Origin of the sequence: Jatrophihabitans sp. (assembly GCF_035474675.1) — a bacterium.
GTDB lineage: Bacteria > Actinomycetota > Actinomycetes > Mycobacteriales > Jatrophihabitantaceae > Jatrophihabitans_A.
Map to the genome: position 1 here is coordinate 1 of NZ_DATINC010000062.1, position 18,299 is coordinate 18,299.

Genomic DNA, 18,299 nt, shown 5'->3' on the forward strand with positions numbered 1-18,299 from the left:
CCGTCGCGGTACCCGCACCGGCCGTGCAGTTCGTCGGCCGGGCGGTGCGACGCAGCGGCATGGTGGATTTCTCGCCCGAGCAGATGCAGTTCCTCAACTTCGGGCGGGTGGTGTCCAACGACCGGCTCAAGCGGGAGTTCGGCTACAACCCGCAGTACTCCACCGCGGCAGCCTTCTCCGAGTTCCTGACCGGGTGGCCGGTACGTCCGGTGGTCTCGGAATCGGTTCTCGACGCGGGCGGCGCGGTGCTGGCCCGGTTGCTGCGCACCACCCCGCCGCCGGCGTCGCGGACGCCGGCCTCGGTGACCCGGATCGGCTCGTCCGGGCGGCTGCGCCATGGCTGAGGCCCAGGTGATCCCGCTGCGGCAGCCGGCCGACGATGCCGAGCGCCCGGCCGAGAGCGACTGGGAACGCCGGACGGCCGCGGCGCTGGCGTTCCTGCGCCGCCGGATCACCGGCGACTACCCGGTGGACGAGTTCGGCTTCGATCCCGAGCTCACCGAGGCCATCGTGCTGCCGGCGGCCCGCCAGCTCTACCGCAGGTGGTTCCGTACCGAGGTGCTCGGCGCCCACCACCTGCCGGCCGGGGCCGGGCTGATCGTGGCCAACCACGCCGGGGCGCTGTGGGCGCTGGACGGGGTGATGACCGCGACCGCGGTGCACGACGCGACGCCGGACCACCGCTTCCTGCGGATGCTCGGCGCGGACCTGGTGTTCAGCACGCCGGTGCTCGGTGCGCTGGCCCGCAAGACCGGCAGCACGCTGGCCTGCAACCCCGACGCCGAGCGGCTGCTGGCCGCCGGCGAGCTGGTCGGGGTGTGGCCGGAGGGCTTCAAGGGCATCGGCAAGCCGTTCTCCGAGCGGTACAAGCTGCAGCGCTTCGGCCGGGGCGGGTTCGTCTCGGCGGCGTTGCGCACCGGGGCACCGATCATCCCCACCGCGATCGTCGGCTCGGAGGAGATCCACCCGATGCTCGGCAATGCCAAGACCCTGGCCCGGGTGCTCGGCGTGCCGTACTTCCCGCTGACGCCGACCTTTCCCTGGCTGGGCCCGCTCGGGCTGATCCCGCTGCCCAGCAAGTGGTACATCGAGTTCGGCGAGCCGATCGAGACCGGCGAGTACGGCCCGGACGCCGCGGAGGACCCGGCGCTGGTCTTCGAGATCACCGACCGGGTCCGCGAGCAGATCCAGGGCGGCCTGTACCGGCTGCTGATGCAGCGCCGCTCGGCCTGGCACTGACGTCTCGTCCGGGGCAGCGCCACTCGGCCTGGCACGACGTCTCGTCCAGGGGCGAGCCTGCGGATCAGCCAGCCGCGGCCCGGCTGAGTGCCTGCCGGCGCCCGATCGCCAGGCCGCCGACGATGGCACCGCCGGCCGCGGCCGCCGCCAGGGCGGTCGGCACCCCGATCCGGGCGGCCTTGCGTCCGGTGCGGAAGTCGCGGATCTCCCAGCCGCGCCGGCGGGCCTCGTCGCGCAGCGCCGAATCCGGGTTGACCGCTACCGGGCGGCCGACTAGCGACAGCATCGGGATGTCGTTGATGGAGTCGGAGTACGCCGCGCACTGGGCCAGGTCCAGGCCCTCGGCCAGCGCCAGATCCCGCACCGCGGCCGCCTTGGCCTCGCCGTGCAGCAGCTCGCCGATCAGCCGTCCGGTGAACATGCCGTCCTGCTCCTCGGCCCGGGTGCCCAGCGCTCCGGTCAGGCCCAGCCGGCGCGCGATGATCCGGGCCAGTTCCTCCGGGGTTGCGGTGACCAGCCAGACCCGCTCACCGGCGTCGAGGTGCAGCTGGGCCAGCGCCCGGGTGCCGGAGTAGATCCGGGCGGCAATGGTCTCGTCATAGATCTCCTCCGAGATCGCCACGATCTCGGCGACCGGCTTGCCGGCGATGAAGGCCAGCGCGGACTCCCGGGCGGCGGTGATGTTGTGCTGCGCCTCGCCGCCGGCCCGGAACTTCACCTGCTGCCAGACGAAACGGCGCAGGTCGCTGGTGGAGAAGTACCTACGGGCCGCCAGCCCCTTCGCGAAGTGGAAGATCGAGGCGCCGACCACGACGGTGTTGTCGACGTCGAAGAACGCGGCCGCCTGCGGGCGGGGCGGGACGGTCAGCGCCTCTTCCAGCTCGCGTACCGCCGATCCCGCGGATCCGGTGGTGGGCACCGGTGCCTCCTTCGACGCTGGAGCTCAGTGGGCAGGCCCCGAGCGTAGTCAGCCGCCTCAGTGACGCGGCACCGGCGGCAGCCCGCCGAGCAGCCCGGACGCGACGGATGCCGCGGCTCCCGGCAGATCGGGCAGGCTGGGCACCGGCAGCCCGGGTGCCGGAAGGCTCGGCAGGACGAAACCGGACGGGCTGCCGGTCGGGTCGGTCGGCAGCACGGTAGGCAGCGCGGCGGGCAGGATCGACGGCCCGGTGGTGGGCAGCACCGAAGGCTGGACCGGCGGCAGGCTGGCCGCGCGGGGCGAGCTCGACGTGCTCGTCCCGCCGCCGAGCTGGGGCAGCGAGACGGTGGGCAGCGGACCGGACGGGGTGGTGCCGACGCCGGGCACCGGCACCGGCAGCGTGGTGCCGCCACCGGGGTTCGGCGCCACGGCGCACGGGCTGCACGGCACCGGGCCCAGCTCGTCGGCCAGCGCCCTGGCCAGGCACGGGCAGCCCATCGCGGTGCTGAGCTGCCCGGTGCGGGTGGCGATCCGCTGCAGCAGCACCAGCGAGGTCTGGGCCCGGGTGCGCAGCGCACCGGCCGGAATGCGGTTGCGGACCTCGGTCATCCGGGTGTTCTGCCCGGGCCACCAGGTGGTCATCTTCGCCAGCGGGTCCTTCGACATCTGCGCCACCGCGGCCCGGCTGAGCAGCTGCATGCCGTGCACGGTCTCGTCGTCGGCACTGGCCAGCGTGTCGGAGACCAGGGACGCGGTGTGCGCGCTGATCTGCCCGCCGGCCGCCCCGGGGGTATTCGCGACCGGCATGGCCGAGGGCCGGGAGAGCAGCTTGGCCGCCTCCCGGACCCGGTTGCCGGCCAGCTCCAGGTAGGCCTGGCCCTTGGCGACGTCACTGCCGGCCATCGACAGCTGGACGTTCTCGCTGGCCCGCTTGACGCTGTACAGGGACTCGCCCGGCAGCGACCCGCTCGACATCCAGACCGCCATGCCGAGCAGCATCACCAGCACGGTTGCCGCACTGGCCAGTACCAGCACCGGCCGGCGCAACGCCCGGACGGCCCGGCCGCGGGAGTTCCGTCCGGTGGCGGAGGCAGCGCGGTGGGCGCCGGAAGTGGGGGCGGTGGCCGGGCCGGCGGGAGCGGTCTCGGACTCCGACACGATCCGTCCGGTGATGGCGACCAGCTGGGTGCGCAGGTCGGACCGGAAACCGGCCTCGGGAGTCGGCCCGGGCAACGTCCGCAGCCGGCTGACCAGCTTCGCGTCGAGGTCGTGCCGCCCGGCGTGGCGACCGCGTCCCCACCGGGTGGTGAAGTGACGGCCCCAGCCTGTGGCGAACCTGCCTGCGCTCATCGCACCCTCTCCTGGCTCACCGGACGCAGCATCCGGACGCCGGGGTGGCGGTTGCTGGCCTGCTCCGCAGCGTTCAACGAGGACAACCCGGTGCGGTTACTCGACAGCCGGGAGTTTCTGCTGCTCACCTGAGCTCGTCGCCGAGCACGCTGGCCAGCCGCTTGACGGCGCGGTGTTGCAGCGCCTTGATCGCCCCGTCGTTCTTGCCCATCACCGTTGCCGTCTCGGCCACCGACAGGCCGTTGAGGAACCTCAGGACGATGCACTCCTTCTGCTCCTCGCCGAGTGAGTTGACCGCCTCCAGCAGCCGGACGTTGGTCAGGTTGGCCAGCACCAGGTACTCGGGGCCGGCGTCGACGTCGTCGCCCTCGAGGATGTCGCCGGTGGTCAGCTCCAGCCGGTACCGCGCGGACTTGGCGTGGTCGAAGACGATGTTCCTGGCGATGGTGATGAACCAGGCGCCGATGTCGCGGCCCTGGTAGTTGATGGAGGCGATCCGGCGCAGCGCGCGCAGGAAGGTCTCGGAGGTGAAGTCCTCGGCCAGCGCGCGGTCGTTGACCCGGTAGTAGACGAACCGGTACACCGCGTCGACGTAGCGGTCGTAGAGCTTGCCGAACGCCTCGCCGTCGCCCCGCTGGGCCGCCCGCACCAGGGCCCAGGTCGCCGCATGCTCGGGGTCGATGTCCGCGGCGTCGTCGGCACCGTTGTCAGGGGGCGGCGGTAACTTCTCCGGCGCCGGATCGTTGGAGGATCGGAGATCGTCAGAGGTACCGGTGAAGGTCGAACCAGCCGAGGAGGCCGCCAACGGAACATTGACCGCCGAGTCGATGGCGTCCATCGAGGTGTGCAGCAGGTCGCGAGAGGCCCGCGCCACGTGCTGGGCGAGTTCCGCCCAGCACGCCGGCCAGCTCTGCGGCGGTGGCTGCCGAATGCCCACAGCCCCGCCGGGGATGCTCATCAGCCAAAGCCCCGCTTTCGTGTTGAGGTTCCTCTGGTGGAGATTCCAGGTGCCCTCGTCCGGGTGCTGGCGAGGACCGACGCATTCGTGCCCTCGACGCTACCCGGCCGATCGTTCCACCACGAGTGCCAGTTGGTTACTCTGTGTCGTTGTTTGACGCCGCCTTTCGACCCTAACGTGTCCTGGCGCGCTGGCATACCCGTCAGTAGCTTGTAGTCGAACTGGCGGATGCGACCTCATGGAACTTCAGGGAGGCCTCGTGGCAGTCGACCCGCTCGGCGCAGAACCCGCAGCCGGGCGCTCGCCGGCCTCCTTCGGCGCGCTGCTGCGCCGGGCGGCGGCCGAGCGTCCGGACCAGATCGCGCTGATCGACCCGGACGGCCGCTGGACCTGGGCGCAGCTGCGCGAGCAGGTCGGCGACCTCGCCGCCGGGCTGGTGGCCGCCGGTCTGCAGCCGGGGGACCGGCTCGCCGTGCAGGCGCCGGCCACCGCCGAGTTCGTCCAGGTCTACCTGGCCGCCCTGCAGGCCGGCCTGGTGGTGGTGCCGGTCAATCCCGGCTACACCCTGCCGGAGCTGGGGTACATCCTCGCCGACTCCGGCGCCCGGATGCTGGTCACCTCCTCGGTCGCCGCGGTCGGCGCCGCCGACGAGCTGCGCGCCGGGCATCCGCAGCTGGACCGGGTGGTGGTCGCCGCCCGGTCCGGGGCCGAGGGGCTGGCCACCGTCGCCGAGCTCGCGGCCACCGGCCGGCAGGCCCCGGACGGCCCGCCGCAGGGACTGGACCGCACCGGCGAGCAGCTGGCGGTGCTGCTCTACACCTCCGGCACCTCCGGCCGTCCCAAGGGCGCCATGCTGCCGGTGCGCGCGCTGCTGGCCAACCTCGCCCAGGTGGCCGAGCTGCGTCCGGTACCGGTCAGCGCCGCGGACCGGATCTACCTGCCGCTGCCGCTGTTCCACGTGTTCGGGCTCAACGCGGGCCTGGGACTGGCGCTGTACTTCGGCGCCAGCGTGGTGCTGGCGCCCCGGTTCGAGGCCGTCGCCAGCCTGCAACAGCTGCGCGACGAGCAGGTCAGCGTGGTGATCGGCGCCCCGCTGGAGTTCGCGATGTGGGCCGGCCAGCCGCAGTTCGCCGACGGCTTCGCCGGCGTCCGGTTCGCGCTGTCCGGCTCGGCTCCGCTGTCGGCGGAGCTGGTGAGCCGCTACGCCAACATCGGGGTGCCGCTGTTCGAGGGGTACGGCCTGACCGAGGCGGCTCCGGTGATCACCCTGAACCTGACCCCGGCCGGCCCGCACAGCTGGGCCGACCCGAAGGCCGGCTCCGTCGGCCGGCCGCTGCCCGGCATCGAGGTGCGGCTGGTGGACGCCGACGGCGAGGAGGTCGAGGTGGGCGACCTGGGATTGCTGGAGACGCGCGGCGCGAACCTGTTCCTCGGCTACTGGCCGGACGGCGCGGACGGCCCGGACCCCGACGGCTGGTTCGGGACCGGGGACCTGGCGGTGGCCGACGACGACGGCGACTTCTACCTGGTCGGCCGGCGCAGCGACCTGGTGCTGGTCAACGGCTTCAACGTCTACCCCGCCGAGGTGGAGGCGGTGTTCAGCAAGCTGCCCGGGGTGGCCGAGATCGCGGTGCTCGGGGTGAGCGAGACCGAGACCAGCGACTCGATCCTGGCCTACGTGGTGCCCGAGCCCGGGACGGCGCTGGACCCGGACGCGCTGCTCGAGCAGGCCGGCCGCTCGCTGGCCCGGTTCAAGCTGCCCAAGCAGATCATCGAGGTGACCGAGCTCCCGCACACCGCGACCGGCAAGGTGATGAAGTGGCGGCTGCGGGCGGCGGCCGGCCCGTCCGGGCGGAGCTGAGCGGTGGCCGGCACCGGGCCCGGCGCCCACCGCGTCACCCTGATCACCCGGGACGGCTGCCACCTGTGCAGCGACGCCGAGCGGCAGCTGGCGGCGCTGTCCGACGAGCTCGGCTTCGAGCTGGAGACGCTGGACGTCGACGCCGACCGGGCCCGGGCCAACGAGTACTCCGAGCGGGTGCCGGTGATCCTGATCGACGGCGCCGAACACGGCTACTGGCGGCTGGAAGAGGCCCGGTTCCGGGCTGCCCTGCAACGCTGAAACAGCCCCATACCACAGCACTCAGCGATTTTGTGAATGCCTTCACAAGAGCGTACGGTTTCTTGCTGTCCACCCCATTACCACACCGGTTCGCAGCCAGTACGCGGGCCTCGGCCCTCGCCGCGACCGGTCTGTTTTACAGGAGCAGACGATCGTGCAGCCAGGGCAGCTGAACGCGGTCGGCGAGCACGCCGGTCAGCGGTCAGTCGCGGCTGGCGACCAGCGTGTGATTCCCGAGGCGACCGTGGCGCGGCTGGCCACCTACCTGCGCGCTCTGGTCGGCATGGGTGAGCTCGGGGTGGCCACCGTCTCCTCCGAGTCGCTGGCCGCCGCGGCCGGGGTGAATTCGGCCAAGCTGCGCAAGGACCTGTCCTACCTGGGCTCCTACGGGGTACGGGGAGTCGGGTACGAGGTGGCGGTGCTGACCGAGCAGATCCACAAGACGCTGGGCCTGCACCAGAACCGGGCGGTCGCCCTGATCGGGCTGGGCCACCTGGGCCAGGCGCTGGCCGGGTATGCCGGGTTCGCCTCCCGTGGCTTCCGGATCGCCGCTCTCATCGACGCCTCGCCGGCCCTGGTCGGCACCCAGGTGCACGGGCTGATCGTCCAGCACGTGGACTCCCTCGCCGAGGTGGTCGAGCGGGAGAGCATCGCGATTGCCGTGGTGGCGGTGCCGGCGGTGGCCGCGCAGGACGTCTGCGACCGGCTGGTGGCCTCCGGGGTGACCTCGATCCTGAACTTCGCGCCGACGGTGCTCACCGTCCCGCCGCACGTCGACGTGCGGAAGGTTGACCTGGCCGCCGAGCTGCAGATCCTGTCCTTCCACGACAACCGCAAGGCAGCCCGGCCGGACTGCGCCGGCTCCGATGCCGCCCCGGCCACCAAGGTGGCGGTGGTCCGGTGACCCTGCTGGTCGTAGGCCTTTCGCACCACTCCGCGCCGGTCCCGGTGCTGGAGCGCGCCAGCATCCCGCCGGAGGGGGTGGCCAAGGTGCTCGACGAGCTGCACCGCAGCGAGGCCATCTCCGAGGTCGTGGTGCTCTCGACGTGCAACCGGATCGAGATCTACGCCGACGTGGCCCGGTTCCACCCGGCCGTCGCCGACATCTCCACCACGCTGTCCCGGATCGCCGGCATGGGGGTCACCGAGCTCGGCGACTACCTCTACGTGCACTTCGACGAGGCCGCCGCCGACCACCTGCTGCGGGTGGCCGCCGGCCTGGACTCGATGGTGGTCGGCGAGTCGCAGATCCTGGGTCAGCTGCGCGCCGCCTACGCCACCGGCACCGCCGCCGGGACGGTCGGCAGGGTGCTGCACGAGGCCAGCCAGACTGCGCTGCGGGTCGGCAAGCGGGTGCACACCGAGACCGGCGTCGGCCGGGCCGGCGCGTCGGTGACGTCGGTGGCGCTGCAGCAGGCGGCCGAGGTGGTTGGCGGCACCGAGGAGCTGGTGGCCAAGCGGATCGTGATCGTGGGCGCCGGGTCGATGGGCGCGCTGACCGGCGCCACCCTGCAGCGGCTGGCCGGCGGCGCGGCCCTGGACGTGGTGGTGGTCAACCGCAGCCCGGAACGGGCCGAGCGGCTGGCCGCCGCCCTGGGCGGCCGGGCCGGGTCCTGGGAGTCGCTGGCCGACGAGATCGCCGAGGCCGACGTCCTGATCTGCTGCACCGGGGCCACCGGCCTGGTGGTCGAGGCCCCGGACGTGCGCCCGCGGGCCGGCCGCCCGCTGGTGGTGCTGGACCTGGCGTTGCCGCGTGACGTCGACCCGGCGGTGTCGCTGATGGCCGAGGTCCACTACGTCGACTTCGAGGTGCTGCGCAGTTCCGGGGCGATGGTCAGCGACGCCGAGGTGGCGGCCGCCACCGCGATCGTGGCCACCGAGCTGCGTGGTTACCTGACCAGCCAGCACGTCCGGGGCGTCGCGCCGACCGTCACGGCGTTGCGGGCCCGGGCCGCGCAGGTGGTCGACAGCGAGCTGCTGCGGTTGGACAGCCGGCTGCCCGGGCTGGATCCCAAGGTGCGCGACGAGCTGGCGAGCGCGGTCCGCCGGGCGGTGGACAAGGTGCTGCACGCCCCGACGGTCCGGGTGAAGGAGCTCGCCGCGACGCCAGAGGGCGGCACCTACGCGGCGGCGCTGCGCGCGCTGTTCGACCTCGACCCGGCGCGGGTGGGTTCGGTGATCGCAGTGCGGCATGCCGAGCTGGTGGACCCGGACTCCTACGACGACCAGGTGTTCGACGGCCCGGATGCGTCCGGGGAGGTGACCGAGCCGTGATGGCCACCCGGACCCTGCGGGTCGGCACCCGGGCCAGCCTGCTGGCCCGCACCCAGACCCAGTGGGTGATCGACGCCTTCGCCGGCAGCAACCCGGACGTGCCGGTGCAGACCGTGCTGGTCAGCACCGAGGGCGACCGGTCGGCCCGGCCGCTGGAGCAGATCGGCGGCACCGGGGTGTTCGTCTCGGCGCTGCGCGAGGCGCTGCTGGCCGGCGAGATCGACGTCGCGGTGCACTCCTTCAAGGACCTGCCGACCGCTCCGGCGCCGGGCATCGCGCTGGCAGCGGTGCCGCGCCGCGAGGATCCGCGGGACGCGCTGTGCGCGCGGGACGGGCTGACCCTGCTGGAGCTGCCGGTCGGCGCCCGGGTCGGCACCGGCTCGCCACGCCGCACCGCGCAGCTGCACGCGCTGGACCTGGGGCTGCAGGTCGTGCCGATCCGCGGCAACGTCGACACCCGGCTGTCCCGGGTGGGCAGTGACGCCGGCCAGCTGGACGCGGTGGTGCTCGCGGTGGCCGGCCTGCAGCGGCTCGGCCGCGGCGACGTGATCACCGAGCTGCTGGACCCGATCCAGCTGCTGCCGGCCGCCGCCCAGGGTGCGCTCGCGGTGGAGTGCCGGGAATCCGACGCCGAGGCCCGGACGCTGCTGGCGCCGCTGGACGACCACGCGACCCGTGCGGCGGTAGCCGCCGAGCGGTCGCTGCTCACTGCCCTGGAGGCAGGTTGCACCGCCCCGGTGGGGGCACTCGCCGAAGTCAGCGAGGCTGACGACGGCGCGCTCGAAGTTTTCCTTCGTGGCTCGGTCACCGCGATCGACGGCAGCGATGCCGTCCGGTTGTCGGCGTCCGGTCCACTTCACACTGCCGAGGAAGTCGGGCAGCGGCTGGCCGCTGAACTGATCGATCTCGGCGCGAACACCATGATGGGGAGCTCGACATGACCCGAGCGCGTAAATCCGTCGGCAGGGTGTCCTTCGTGGGCACCGGCACCGGAGACGCCGGACTGCTTACCGTCCGCGCCGCCGAGGTGCTGGCATCGGCCACCGTGGCCTATGTCGATGCCTCGGTCTCTCCTGCCGTCCGGGCTTTGATAACCGGCGAGATCCGTCCGGCCGAGCCGATACCCGCCGACGGTGCCAAGGCGGTGCTGGCCGAGGCCCGCAACGGCGCGGTGGTGGCCCGGGTGGTGGACGGTGACCCGTTCGGTTCCGAGGCGGTCACCCGTGAGGCGCTGGCCATCGCCAAGACCACGGTGCCGTTCGAGGTGGTCCCGGCGCTGTCGGTGTCCGCGGCGACCGCGACCTACGCCGGCATCCCGGGCGGGCCGGTCCGTACCGAGGTCGACCTGCGGCAGGGCCCGGTGGACTTCGAGCAGCTGGCCAGCGCGCCCGGCACCCTGGTGCTGACCGTGGACGCCGCCGAGGTGGGCCGGGTGGCCGAGCAGCTGGTGGCGTCCGGGCTCAAGCCGGACAGCCCGATGGCGGTGACCTGCGAGGGCACCACGACCTCGCAGATCACGGTGGCGGGTGCGCTGTCGGAGGCGGAGCTGTCGGCCACCGGCATGTGCGGCGTGGTGGTGCTGACCATCGGCAAGGCCGCCACTCACCGGGAGAAGCTGGGCTGGTGGGAGTCCCGGGCGCTGTTCGGGTGGAAGGTGCTGGTGCCGCGCACCAAGGAGCAGGCTGGCGCGATGAGCGACCGGCTGCGCGACTACGGCGCGGTGCCGGTGGAGGTGCCGACCATCGCGGTCGAGCCGCCCCGCACGCCCACCCAGATGGAGCGGGCGATCAAGGGCCTGGTGACCGGCCGGTACGAGTGGATCGTGTTCACCTCGACCAACGCGGTGAAGGCGGTGCGGGAGAAGTTCGAGGAGTTCGGCCTGGACGCCCGGGCGTTCGCCGGCGTGAAGATCGCCTGCGTGGGCGAGCAGACCGCGGAGGCGGTGCGGGCCTTCGGCATCCGGCCGGAGCTGGTGCCGTCCGGCGAGCAGTCCTCGGAAGGCCTGCTGGCCGACTTCCCGCCGTACGACGACGTGCTCGACCCGATCGATCGGGTGCTGCTGCCGCGGGCCGACATCGCCACCGAGACGCTGGCCGAGGGGCTGCGCGAGCGGGGCTGGGAGATCGACGACGTGACCGCCTACCGGACGGTGCGGGCGGCGCCGCCAGCGGCCGAGATCCGGGACGCCATCAAGTCCGGCGGGTTCCAGGCGGTGTGCTTCACCTCGTCCTCGACGGTGCGCAACCTGGTCGGGATCGCCGGCAAGCCGCACTCGAAGACGGTGGTGGCCTGCATCGGTCCGCAGACGGCGGCCACGGCGCGCGAGTTCGGGCTGCGGGTAGACGTGCAGCCGGAAACCGCGAACGTGCCGGCGCTGATCGAGGCGCTGGCCGAGTTCGCGGTCAAGCGGGCGGCCGAGGCGCGGGAGAAGGCGGCGGCTGCGCCGGCCCGCCGGTCCCGGAGTGGTGCGAAGGCTCGCACCGTTCGCTAGCTCGTTTGTTGCTTCGCTGACGCGGGCACCGTTCGCACTCTTCGGGGATGCGGCGGTGCCCGCGGTCGTTCGTGCGGGTCGCGGCGTCCTTGCCGCGCCGTGCTTGTCGGGCAGTTGTCAGGTGGCCCGGCTGTACAGGAACAGCGCCGTGAGGATAAGGACCGCCCCGACGGCGCTGATGAGGTAGGCGTAGGTCGGTGCTCCCGCCGCGGCTTCCAGGATGAAGCTGGCGAGAACGGCCAGCGCTGAGACCGTGAGAACTATCGGCACGTTTCACCTCCACCGGGCTGGAGCAGGTCGGCGTGCCGACGATACTGACCAGTTCAGCGCGGTGCGGTGAGGGTGCCGCGGGACTGCTTGACGGTCAGGGCGGTCCGGGACGGCTGATTGGCGGTGACCTCGCCTGGGATGTCGGTCCAGGCGCCGGTGCCGATCCGGAACTGGGCGTGCCAGTAAGTCCGGGCGGTGATATCGACCGTGCCGCGCTGGGTGTAGTTGTGGCCGAACCGCTCGGTGCAGGCACCGCAATCGTGGGCCGGGTCGTAGGCGGTGCCGGGCGTTGCCGCGAGGGTGTCGGTGGTTCCGTCGCCGAAGTCGAACTCGGTGCGGTCGTAGCTGACCCGGAGGTCGACCGGAAAGCCGATCAGTTGGGCCTTGCCCAGTTCCACCTCGGCGGCGGTGTTGACCCAGAACAGGGTGCGCAGATTGACCAATGCCGTTCCGGTGCTTGGTGAAACACCCAGGGTCGGAGGGCGTAGCAGCCTTATCACCTCGTCGCGCAGGGCGGCGGCCGACGGCATGGGCGTGTTGGCGCCGGCGCACCAGGCGGCGATCGGAACGGCGGTGTCGTTCAGCGACACCACGGTGATGAACTGGTGCGGATTGGGAGTGCCAGGAACGGGCGGACAAGGGAAACCGGTTGGTCCACAAGCGGGATTCCAATGCGTGTGGTCGTCGGTTGCGGTGGCGTAGCCGCAGTCGATCACCAGCACTTGCGAACCGCCGCTGCCGCCCAAGTCGGTCGGCGTAACCCCACAAGTACCAGACACTCCCACGGATCCCATGCCTAGGTTGCCGGTGAGCGTGCCTCTGCTTTCAGATCCACATGGTGAACTAGCTGCGGCGCTAGACATAACCGGCGCCATCCAACTGATAGTGATGACAGCAAGGGCAAGCCCCACCTGCCGGGACAACCCGATAGCTCGGTTCATTTGGTAGTACCGATTAGGTATGTAGCGAGCCATGAAGTTGAAGTCGCTTTAGCGCACAACTTAAAGGTTTGTTTTACAAGGGCACCCTGACCGTTGTAGATCTTGCCGGTCTTGTCCACGACTGATGTAGCTGATATGTCAACCATGGTGGTCGAGCAGAAATCTGCTGGTGCCGTCACTGGGCCGACGGGCGTCGCCGTGGCGGCATGGACCGTCAAACGTCCGCCCATGTACCAGAGATGTTCTGCGGCGGTCTTGCTGATGCCGGTCGCCAACCCGGTGCACAGTCCGCACGACGGGCCCGTGTAGTGCTTCATGTACGACGGATTGGTGGTTGCGTAAGCCCAGTCAAGGGTGCGCATGTAGAACTCTGCGAAGGCGTTCGCGCCGGCCTGGGTGCGCGACCGGGCCGCCGCCGGATAGAGCGGTGGCTTCTCGCCGGGCTTGACGTTGTGGCCGGTCAGCGGCACGTCGGCGGGATAGGGCCGCGGAGTCGGCGTCGGGCGTGCCGATGTCGGCGGAGCACTGGTCGAAGGCGTCGAGCCGGATGGCGTCACCGTCGAGGTGTTCGGCTTGGCATCGCTCGTGCAACCGCCGAGCAGCAGCGCCATAGCACCGATCAGCGCCGTGACGGCCAACCACCCACGCGTGCCCATAACGGGCATCATGCCGTATTGGATCTTGAACTGCTCACTCGGGCTATGGCCTGTGGATAACCCCGTTCCAAGATGGGCGATCAGCTCGCGTCGGAAAAGCCGGACACCGACACCGGCCGGCTGTCTACCGGTTTAGGCCACGGAGTAGGCGTCGGCGAACTGGTCGGCGAGCAGGCACGCCGCGCGGGTCGCGTCCTCCAGCGCGGCCGCCCGGGTACCGGGTGCCAGGTCCATCGGTTGGGCGTTGATGCACTGCAGATCGGTGATGCCGACAAACCCGAAGATCTGCCGTAAGTACGATTCTTGGGCGTCGTAGGCATTCATCGGAGTGCCGAGGGAGTAATCGCCACCTCGCGTGGTGATGCACACCATTTTCTTGCCGTGAACCAATCCGACCGGCACGCCGTGCTCGTCATAGCCGAATAGGTAGCGAGGCTGGACGATCGCGTCGATGTAGTACTTTAGTACGTAAGGAATGCTGAAATTCCACATGGGCGCGCTGACCAGGTATATGTCGGCCTCGAGGAATTCGGCGATCAGGGCCTCGATGTGAGCCCAGGACTCGGCATGGCCCGGGTCGATGGGCCGACCCACCATCAACCGGTACTTCGAGTCCATGTTCTGCCCGTCGACAGGCGGCAGGTCCGCCGCGAACAGGTCCCTGGTCTGGACCTGCAGCTCGGGGTGTTTCGCCTGCAACTGCTGCAGGAAGGCGTTCGCGATCGTCAGGGTGCGTGATCGGGTGCCGCGGGGTGAAGCGACGACGTGCAAGAGCTTCATGATCCCCTCCGAGGGGACGCGTCCGGTGCGCTGAATTGACTACGCCAAAATGGGTTAAGCCCGCTCTCTGTGGAAGAACCTGTCGACGCGTACTTTTACGTTCAGGAACGAAATATGTGCGTAGACACCGGCCGGCCCCAGTCGCGCGGTGAACCTGTATTTACCCCCGTCCAGCGCCCGGCGCAACCCTCATGTGTCCGCTTCGGTAAGCCCTATGTGGCAATCACGCCGTTATCACCGGCACAAGATGTACAAGTGGGCGCCCATAACGCGACGGTAATTTGGGAATCTCGTTATGGGGTAGCCGAGCTGCCGGTCAGGCGGAGCGCCGCCACGATCAGCGTCCGGGCCGCCTGCACGGTCTCGGTCAGCGACACCCGCTCGTGCGAGGTGTGCGCGTCGGCCGGCTCGCCCGGCCCGTAGTGCAGCGTCGGAATCCCAGCCCCGGCGTACAGCCGCAGGTCGCTGCCGTACGGCACCCCGCGCTCGACAACCGCACCGCCCACCACATCGGCATCCGCGCCGGCCACCACAGCGCGCAGCGGATCACCGGCCGGCAGCCGGCCGCTGGCGAACTGCCCACCGCTCCACCGCACGGAAGCAGGGTGCGAACGCAGCCACGGGTCGGCCTCGCACACCTCGGCCACCCGCTGCTCGAACGCCGCCCGGGCCGCCGCCGGGTTCTCGTCCAGCAGCACCCCGTACCGCCCCTGCGCGACCAGCAGGTCCGGCACCGTGCTCGGCCAGTCCCCGGACGACACCTGCCCGATCGACAGCGGCGCCGCGATCTCGTACCCCGCCAGCAGAGGGTCGCGACTTGCGTTCCGCTCGGCCTCCAGCGCCCGCAGCCCGGCGAACAGCGGCAGGAACTTCTCGATCGCGCTGACCCCGGCCGTCCGGATGCTGCCGTGCGCCGCTGACCCCGGCACGCTCAACTCGAACGTCAGCGCCCCGCAGTTGGCGGTGATCAGGTTCAGCGCGGTCGGCTCCGGGATCAGGCAGGCGTCGCCCCGGTGCCCGCGCCGCAGCGTGGCGAACGCGCCCAGCCCGCCGTCCTCCTCGCTGGCCACCAGGTGCAGCGCGATCCGGCCGGCCAAAGCCACCCCGCTGGCCCGGATCGCCGCCAGCGCCGCCAGGTTCGCCGCCACCCCGGCCTTCATGTCGCAGGTGCCCCGCCCGTACAGCACATCACCGGAAATCCGCGGAGTGAACGGATTCCCCGGCCAGGCGGCCGGATCGCCCGGCGGCACCACGTCGACATGCCCCTGCAGGATGACGGTGGGGCCGTCCCGCTCCTCACTAACCGCCACCAGACCCCAGATCTCGCTCCGCTCGGCCTCGGTGCCGGGGAAGTCCGGGTCGGCCCGCAGCTCGGCCAGGTCCGGCTGCCACAGATCCACCTCCAAGCCCAGCCGCTCGGCCTGTCCCGCCAGTCCGTGCAGCAGCTCGGACTCGGCCGCGCTGCCGGTGATGGACGGCACCGCCAGCAACTCCAGCAGGCTGCGGTGCAGCGCCGCGGCGTCCAGGCAATCCAGCGCGTGCCGTTCGGGATCGGTCAGCATGCCCGGCTCAGCTGCCCAGCCCCAGCTCGGCCACCGCGGACTCCCGGATCTTGAACTTCTGGATCTTGCCGGTCACGGTCATCGGGTACTCGTCGACGAACCGGACGTAGCGCGGCACCTTGTAGTGGGCCAGCCGGCCGCGGCAGTACTCGCGCACCCCGTCCTCGGTCAACGCCGCCCCGGCCCGAAGCCGCACCGCGGCCAGCAGCTCCTCGCCGTACTTGGCATCCGGCACGCCCACCACCTGGACGTCCTCGATGTCGGGATGGGAGTAGAGGAACTCCTCGACCTCGCGCGGGTAGACGTTCTCCCCGCCCCGGATGACCATGTCCTTGCTGCGCCCCACGATGGCCAGGTACCCGTCGGAATCCATCACCGCCAGGTCGCCGGTGTGCATCCAGCCGTTGCGCAACACCTCGGCCGTCTGCTCCGGGGAGTTCCAGTAGCCGCGCATCACCGAATACCCCCGGGTGCACAGCTCTCCGGTGCTGCCGCGCGGCACCAGCCGTCCGGTGACCGGGTCGATCACCTTCACCTCGACGTGCGGGTGCACCCGCCCGACGGTGGCGGTCCGCCGGTCCAGCGAGTCGTCGGCCCGGGTCTGGGTGGACACCGGCGAGGTCTCGGTCATGCCGTAGCAGATGGTCACCTCGCTCATGTGCATCTCGCTGATCACCCGTTTCATCACCTCGACCGGGCAGGGCGAGCCGGCCATGATGCCGGTGCGCAGCGAGGACAGGTCGTAGGAAGCGAAGTCAGCCAGTGCCAGCTCGGCGATGAACATGGTGGGTACCCCGTACAGGGACGTGCAGCGCTCGTCCTGCACCGCCCGCAGGGTGGCAGCCGGGTCGAAGCCGGCGGCCGGAATCACCACGCAGGCCCCGTGGCTGGTGGCCGCCAGGTTGCCCATCACCATGCCGAAGCAGTGGTAGAACGGCACCGGCACGCAGATCCGGTCCTCGTGGGTGTAGGAGCAGCCCTCGCCGACCAGGTAGCCGTTGTTCAGGATGTTGTGGTGGCTCAGGGTGGCGCCCTTGGGGAAGCCGGTGGTGCCCGAGGTGTACTGGATGTTGATCGGGTCGTCGGAGTCCAGCCGGTCGGCCACCGCCTGCAGCTCGGATGCCGGCACCGCCTGCCCGTCGGCGATCAGCTGGTCCCAGCCGGGCTCCCCGAGGTAGACGACCTCGCGCAGCTGCGGGCAGTCGGCGGCCACCTCGGAGACCATCGCCCGGTAGTCGCTGCCCTTGTGCTCGACCGCGGAGAACAGCACGCTGACCCCCGACTGCTCGAGCACGTAGGCCAGCTCGTGGCTGCGGTAGGCCGGGTTGATGTTGACCAGGATCACGCCGGCCCGCGCGGTGGCGTACTGGACCAGCATCCAGTCCACGCAGTTCGGGGCCCAGATGCCCACCCGGTCGCCGACCTGCAGCGCATGCGCGAGCAGGCCACGGGCCAGCTCGCTCACCGCTGCGTCGAACTCGGCATAGCTCAACCGGCGGCCGGTGCCGTACTCCACCACTGCGTCCCGGTCCGGGTGGCGGGCGACGGTGCGGGCCAGGTTCTGCCCGATCGTCTCGCCGAGCAGGGCCACGGCCGAGGTGCCGCTGGAGTAGGAGGGCAGGGCGGGCGGCGCGGTGGTGGCAGCGGTCATGGTCGGATTCAACTCGCCGGGCCGAAGCCGCGCCACTGTCGAAGGCTGTTCCCGGCCCTACTGCCGAGTACGTTGAACGCGTGACAGAACTACCCGCCCTGCCCCCCTTCCCGGCGTCCCGGCCCCGCCGGTTGCGGCGGACCGCGGCGCTGCGCCGGCTCACTGGCGAAATCTCGGTACGTCCCGCCGACCTGGTGCTGCCGATGTTCGTGGCCGAGACCGCCGCCGAGCCGCGTCCGGTCGCCTCGATGCCGGGCGTCGTCCAGCACTCGCTGGACTCCCTCGCCAAGGCCGCGATCGCCGCGGTCGAGGCCGGCGTGGGCGGGCTGATGCTGTACGGGATCCCTGCGCACAAGGACCCGACCGGCTCCGGCGGGGACGACCCGGACGGCATTCTCAACCGCGCGCTGGCCCGGCTGAAGTTCGAGCTCGGCGACGCGACGGTGCTGATGGGCGACCTGTGCCTGGACGAGTTCACCGACCACGGCCACTGCGGGGTGCTGGCCACCGACGGCTCGATCGACAACGACGCCACCCTGCAGCGGTACGCCTCAATGGCGCTGGCCCAGGCCGAGGCCGGCGCCGACCTGCTCGGCACCAGCGGCATGATGGACGGCCAGGTCGGCGTGATCCGCCGCGCCCTGGACGGGATCGGCCGGTCCGACGTCGGGGTGCTGGCCTACGCGCCCAAGTACGCCTCGGCGTTCTACGGCCCGTTCCGGGAGGCGGTGGACTCCTCCCTCACCGGCGACCGGCTCACCTACCAGCAGGACCCGGCCCGCGGCGTGCGGGAGGCGCTGGCCGAGGTGGCGCTGGACGTGGCCGAGGGCGCCGACCTGGTGATGGTCAAGCCCGCGCTGCCCTACCTCGACATCCTCACCGCGGTTGCCGCGGCCTCGCCGGTGCCGGTGGCGGCCTACCAGGTGTCCGGCGAGTACGCGATGGTCGAGGCGGCGGCCGAGCGCGGCTGGATCGACCGCGAGCGGGTGCTGCTCGAGACGCTGCTGTCCATCCGGCGGGCCGGTGCGAGCCTGATCCTGACCTACTGGGCGCACGAGGCAGCTCTGCTGCTGCAGCAATGACGGC

General features: G+C 71.3%; 17 protein-coding genes and 1 pseudogene. 9 read left to right on the forward strand and 9 right to left on the reverse strand.

All coding sequences use genetic code 11. The annotated features are described in order from the left end of the window. Window positions 1-344, forward strand: a pseudogene (locus VLJ82_RS07310) (hypothetical protein); the annotation flags it as partial. Next, on the forward strand, window positions 337-1,239 hold the full coding sequence (locus tag VLJ82_RS07315) for a lysophospholipid acyltransferase family protein (protein ID WP_408662675.1): 903 nt from the start codon (window positions 337-339) through the stop codon (window positions 1,237-1,239). The pseudogene VLJ82_RS07310 and the gene VLJ82_RS07315, both read left to right, overlap by 8 nt. Window positions 1,240-1,303: 64 nt before the next feature. Here the strand turns inward: VLJ82_RS07315 and VLJ82_RS07320 are convergent, their stop codons facing one another. The 3 genes from VLJ82_RS07320 to VLJ82_RS07330 form a co-directional block, all read right to left on the reverse strand. Continuing rightward, complete coding sequence (locus VLJ82_RS07320) at window positions 1,304-2,158, reverse strand: HAD family hydrolase (protein ID WP_408662676.1); 855 nt, start codon at window positions 2,156-2,158, stop codon at window positions 1,304-1,306. Window positions 2,159-2,215: 57 nt separating this feature from the next. Further along, window positions 2,216-3,508: a DUF5667 domain-containing protein gene (locus VLJ82_RS07325; protein WP_408662677.1), complete on the reverse strand. Its 1,293-nt coding sequence runs from the start codon at window positions 3,506-3,508 to the stop codon at window positions 2,216-2,218. A gap of 124 nt (window positions 3,509-3,632) precedes the next feature. Further along, window positions 3,633-4,466, reverse strand: coding sequence for a sigma-70 family RNA polymerase sigma factor (locus VLJ82_RS07330; RefSeq protein WP_408662678.1), 834 nt, complete (start codon window positions 4,464-4,466; stop codon window positions 3,633-3,635). 259 nt (window positions 4,467-4,725) lie between these two features. On the opposite strand from VLJ82_RS07330, the gene VLJ82_RS07335 reads away from it, so the two are divergent. From VLJ82_RS07335 to VLJ82_RS07360, 6 genes are all read left to right on the forward strand, one after another. Further along, the gene (locus tag VLJ82_RS07335) at window positions 4,726-6,327 is read left to right on the forward strand and encodes a class I adenylate-forming enzyme family protein (RefSeq protein WP_408662679.1); all 1,602 of its coding nucleotides are present in this window, start codon (window positions 4,726-4,728) and stop codon (window positions 6,325-6,327) included. A 3-nt stretch (window positions 6,328-6,330) separates the two neighbouring features. Continuing rightward, window positions 6,331-6,588 (forward strand): glutaredoxin family protein, encoded by a 258-nt coding sequence (locus VLJ82_RS07340; RefSeq protein ID WP_408662680.1) that lies wholly within the window; start codon window positions 6,331-6,333, stop codon window positions 6,586-6,588. 169 nt (window positions 6,589-6,757) lie between these two features. After that, window positions 6,758-7,492, forward strand: coding sequence for a redox-sensing transcriptional repressor Rex (locus VLJ82_RS07345; protein WP_408662717.1), 735 nt, complete (start codon window positions 6,758-6,760; stop codon window positions 7,490-7,492). Continuing rightward, the gene (locus tag VLJ82_RS07350; RefSeq protein WP_408662681.1) at window positions 7,489-8,862 is read left to right on the forward strand and encodes a glutamyl-tRNA reductase; all 1,374 of its coding nucleotides are present in this window, start codon (window positions 7,489-7,491) and stop codon (window positions 8,860-8,862) included. Before VLJ82_RS07345 ends, VLJ82_RS07350 begins: the two co-directional genes overlap by 4 nt. After that, window positions 8,862-9,803, forward strand: a complete 942-nt coding sequence (gene hemC, locus VLJ82_RS07355) for a hydroxymethylbilane synthase (protein ID WP_408662682.1) — start codon at window positions 8,862-8,864, stop codon at window positions 9,801-9,803. The genes VLJ82_RS07350 and hemC overlap by 1 nt, the downstream gene beginning before the upstream one ends. Beyond that, on the forward strand, window positions 9,800-11,353 hold the full coding sequence (locus tag VLJ82_RS07360; RefSeq protein ID WP_408662683.1) for a uroporphyrinogen-III synthase: 1,554 nt from the start codon (window positions 9,800-9,802) through the stop codon (window positions 11,351-11,353). Before hemC ends, VLJ82_RS07360 begins: the two co-directional genes overlap by 4 nt. A gap of 117 nt (window positions 11,354-11,470) precedes the next feature. Here the strand turns inward: VLJ82_RS07360 and VLJ82_RS07365 are convergent, their stop codons facing one another. The 6 genes from VLJ82_RS07365 to VLJ82_RS07390 form a co-directional block, all read right to left on the reverse strand. After that, on the reverse strand, window positions 11,471-11,623 hold the full coding sequence (locus tag VLJ82_RS07365) for a hypothetical protein (protein WP_408662684.1): 153 nt from the start codon (window positions 11,621-11,623) through the stop codon (window positions 11,471-11,473). Window positions 11,624-11,676: 53 nt separating this feature from the next. Then, window positions 11,677-12,216: a hypothetical protein gene (locus VLJ82_RS07370; protein WP_408662685.1), complete on the reverse strand. Its 540-nt coding sequence runs from the start codon at window positions 12,214-12,216 to the stop codon at window positions 11,677-11,679. A gap of 344 nt (window positions 12,217-12,560) precedes the next feature. After that, on the reverse strand, window positions 12,561-13,175 hold the full coding sequence (locus VLJ82_RS07375; protein ID WP_408662686.1) for a DUF6318 family protein: 615 nt from the start codon (window positions 13,173-13,175) through the stop codon (window positions 12,561-12,563). Between the two features lie 177 nt (window positions 13,176-13,352). After that, a complete protein-coding gene (locus tag VLJ82_RS07380) occupies window positions 13,353-14,000 on the reverse strand; it encodes an FMN-dependent NADH-azoreductase (RefSeq protein WP_408662687.1) in 648 nt (215 codons plus the stop codon). Window positions 14,001-14,293: 293 nt separating this feature from the next. Then, window positions 14,294-15,562, reverse strand: a complete 1,269-nt coding sequence (locus VLJ82_RS07385; RefSeq protein ID WP_408662688.1) for an ArgE/DapE family deacylase — start codon at window positions 15,560-15,562, stop codon at window positions 14,294-14,296. A gap of 7 nt (window positions 15,563-15,569) precedes the next feature. Next, the gene (locus VLJ82_RS07390; RefSeq protein ID WP_408662689.1) at window positions 15,570-17,213 is read right to left on the reverse strand and encodes an AMP-binding protein; all 1,644 of its coding nucleotides are present in this window, start codon (window positions 17,211-17,213) and stop codon (window positions 15,570-15,572) included. Between the two features lie 80 nt (window positions 17,214-17,293). Between VLJ82_RS07390 and hemB the strand changes: the two genes are divergently transcribed. Next, window positions 17,294-18,295: a porphobilinogen synthase gene (gene hemB, locus VLJ82_RS07395; protein ID WP_408662690.1), complete on the forward strand. Its 1,002-nt coding sequence runs from the start codon at window positions 17,294-17,296 to the stop codon at window positions 18,293-18,295. Window positions 18,296-18,299: the final 4 nt, after the last annotated feature.

Excerpts from the sequence above, each read along its gene's own strand:
- VLJ82_RS07315 (WP_408662675.1), top strand. The coding sequence starts at position 337 with ATGGCTGAGGCCCAGGTGATCCCGCTGCGGCAGCCGGCCGACGATGCC.
- VLJ82_RS07325 (WP_408662677.1), bottom strand. The coding sequence starts at position 3,508 with ATGAGCGCAGGCAGGTTCGCCACAGGCTGGGGCCGTCACTTCACCACC.
- VLJ82_RS07330 (WP_408662678.1), bottom strand. The coding sequence starts at position 4,466 with ATGAGCATCCCCGGCGGGGCTGTGGGCATTCGGCAGCCACCGCCGCAG.
- hemC (WP_408662682.1), top strand. The coding sequence starts at position 8,862 with ATGGCCACCCGGACCCTGCGGGTCGGCACCCGGGCCAGCCTGCTGGCC.
- VLJ82_RS07360 (WP_408662683.1), top strand. The coding sequence starts at position 9,800 with ATGACCCGAGCGCGTAAATCCGTCGGCAGGGTGTCCTTCGTGGGCACC.
- VLJ82_RS07375 (WP_408662686.1), bottom strand. The coding sequence starts at position 13,175 with ATGGCGCTGCTGCTCGGCGGTTGCACGAGCGATGCCAAGCCGAACACC.
- VLJ82_RS07380 (WP_408662687.1), bottom strand. The coding sequence starts at position 14,000 with ATGAAGCTCTTGCACGTCGTCGCTTCACCCCGCGGCACCCGATCACGC.
- VLJ82_RS07385 (WP_408662688.1), bottom strand. The coding sequence starts at position 15,562 with ATGCTGACCGATCCCGAACGGCACGCGCTGGATTGCCTGGACGCCGCG.
- VLJ82_RS07390 (WP_408662689.1), bottom strand. The coding sequence starts at position 17,213 with ATGACCGCTGCCACCACCGCGCCGCCCGCCCTGCCCTCCTACTCCAGC.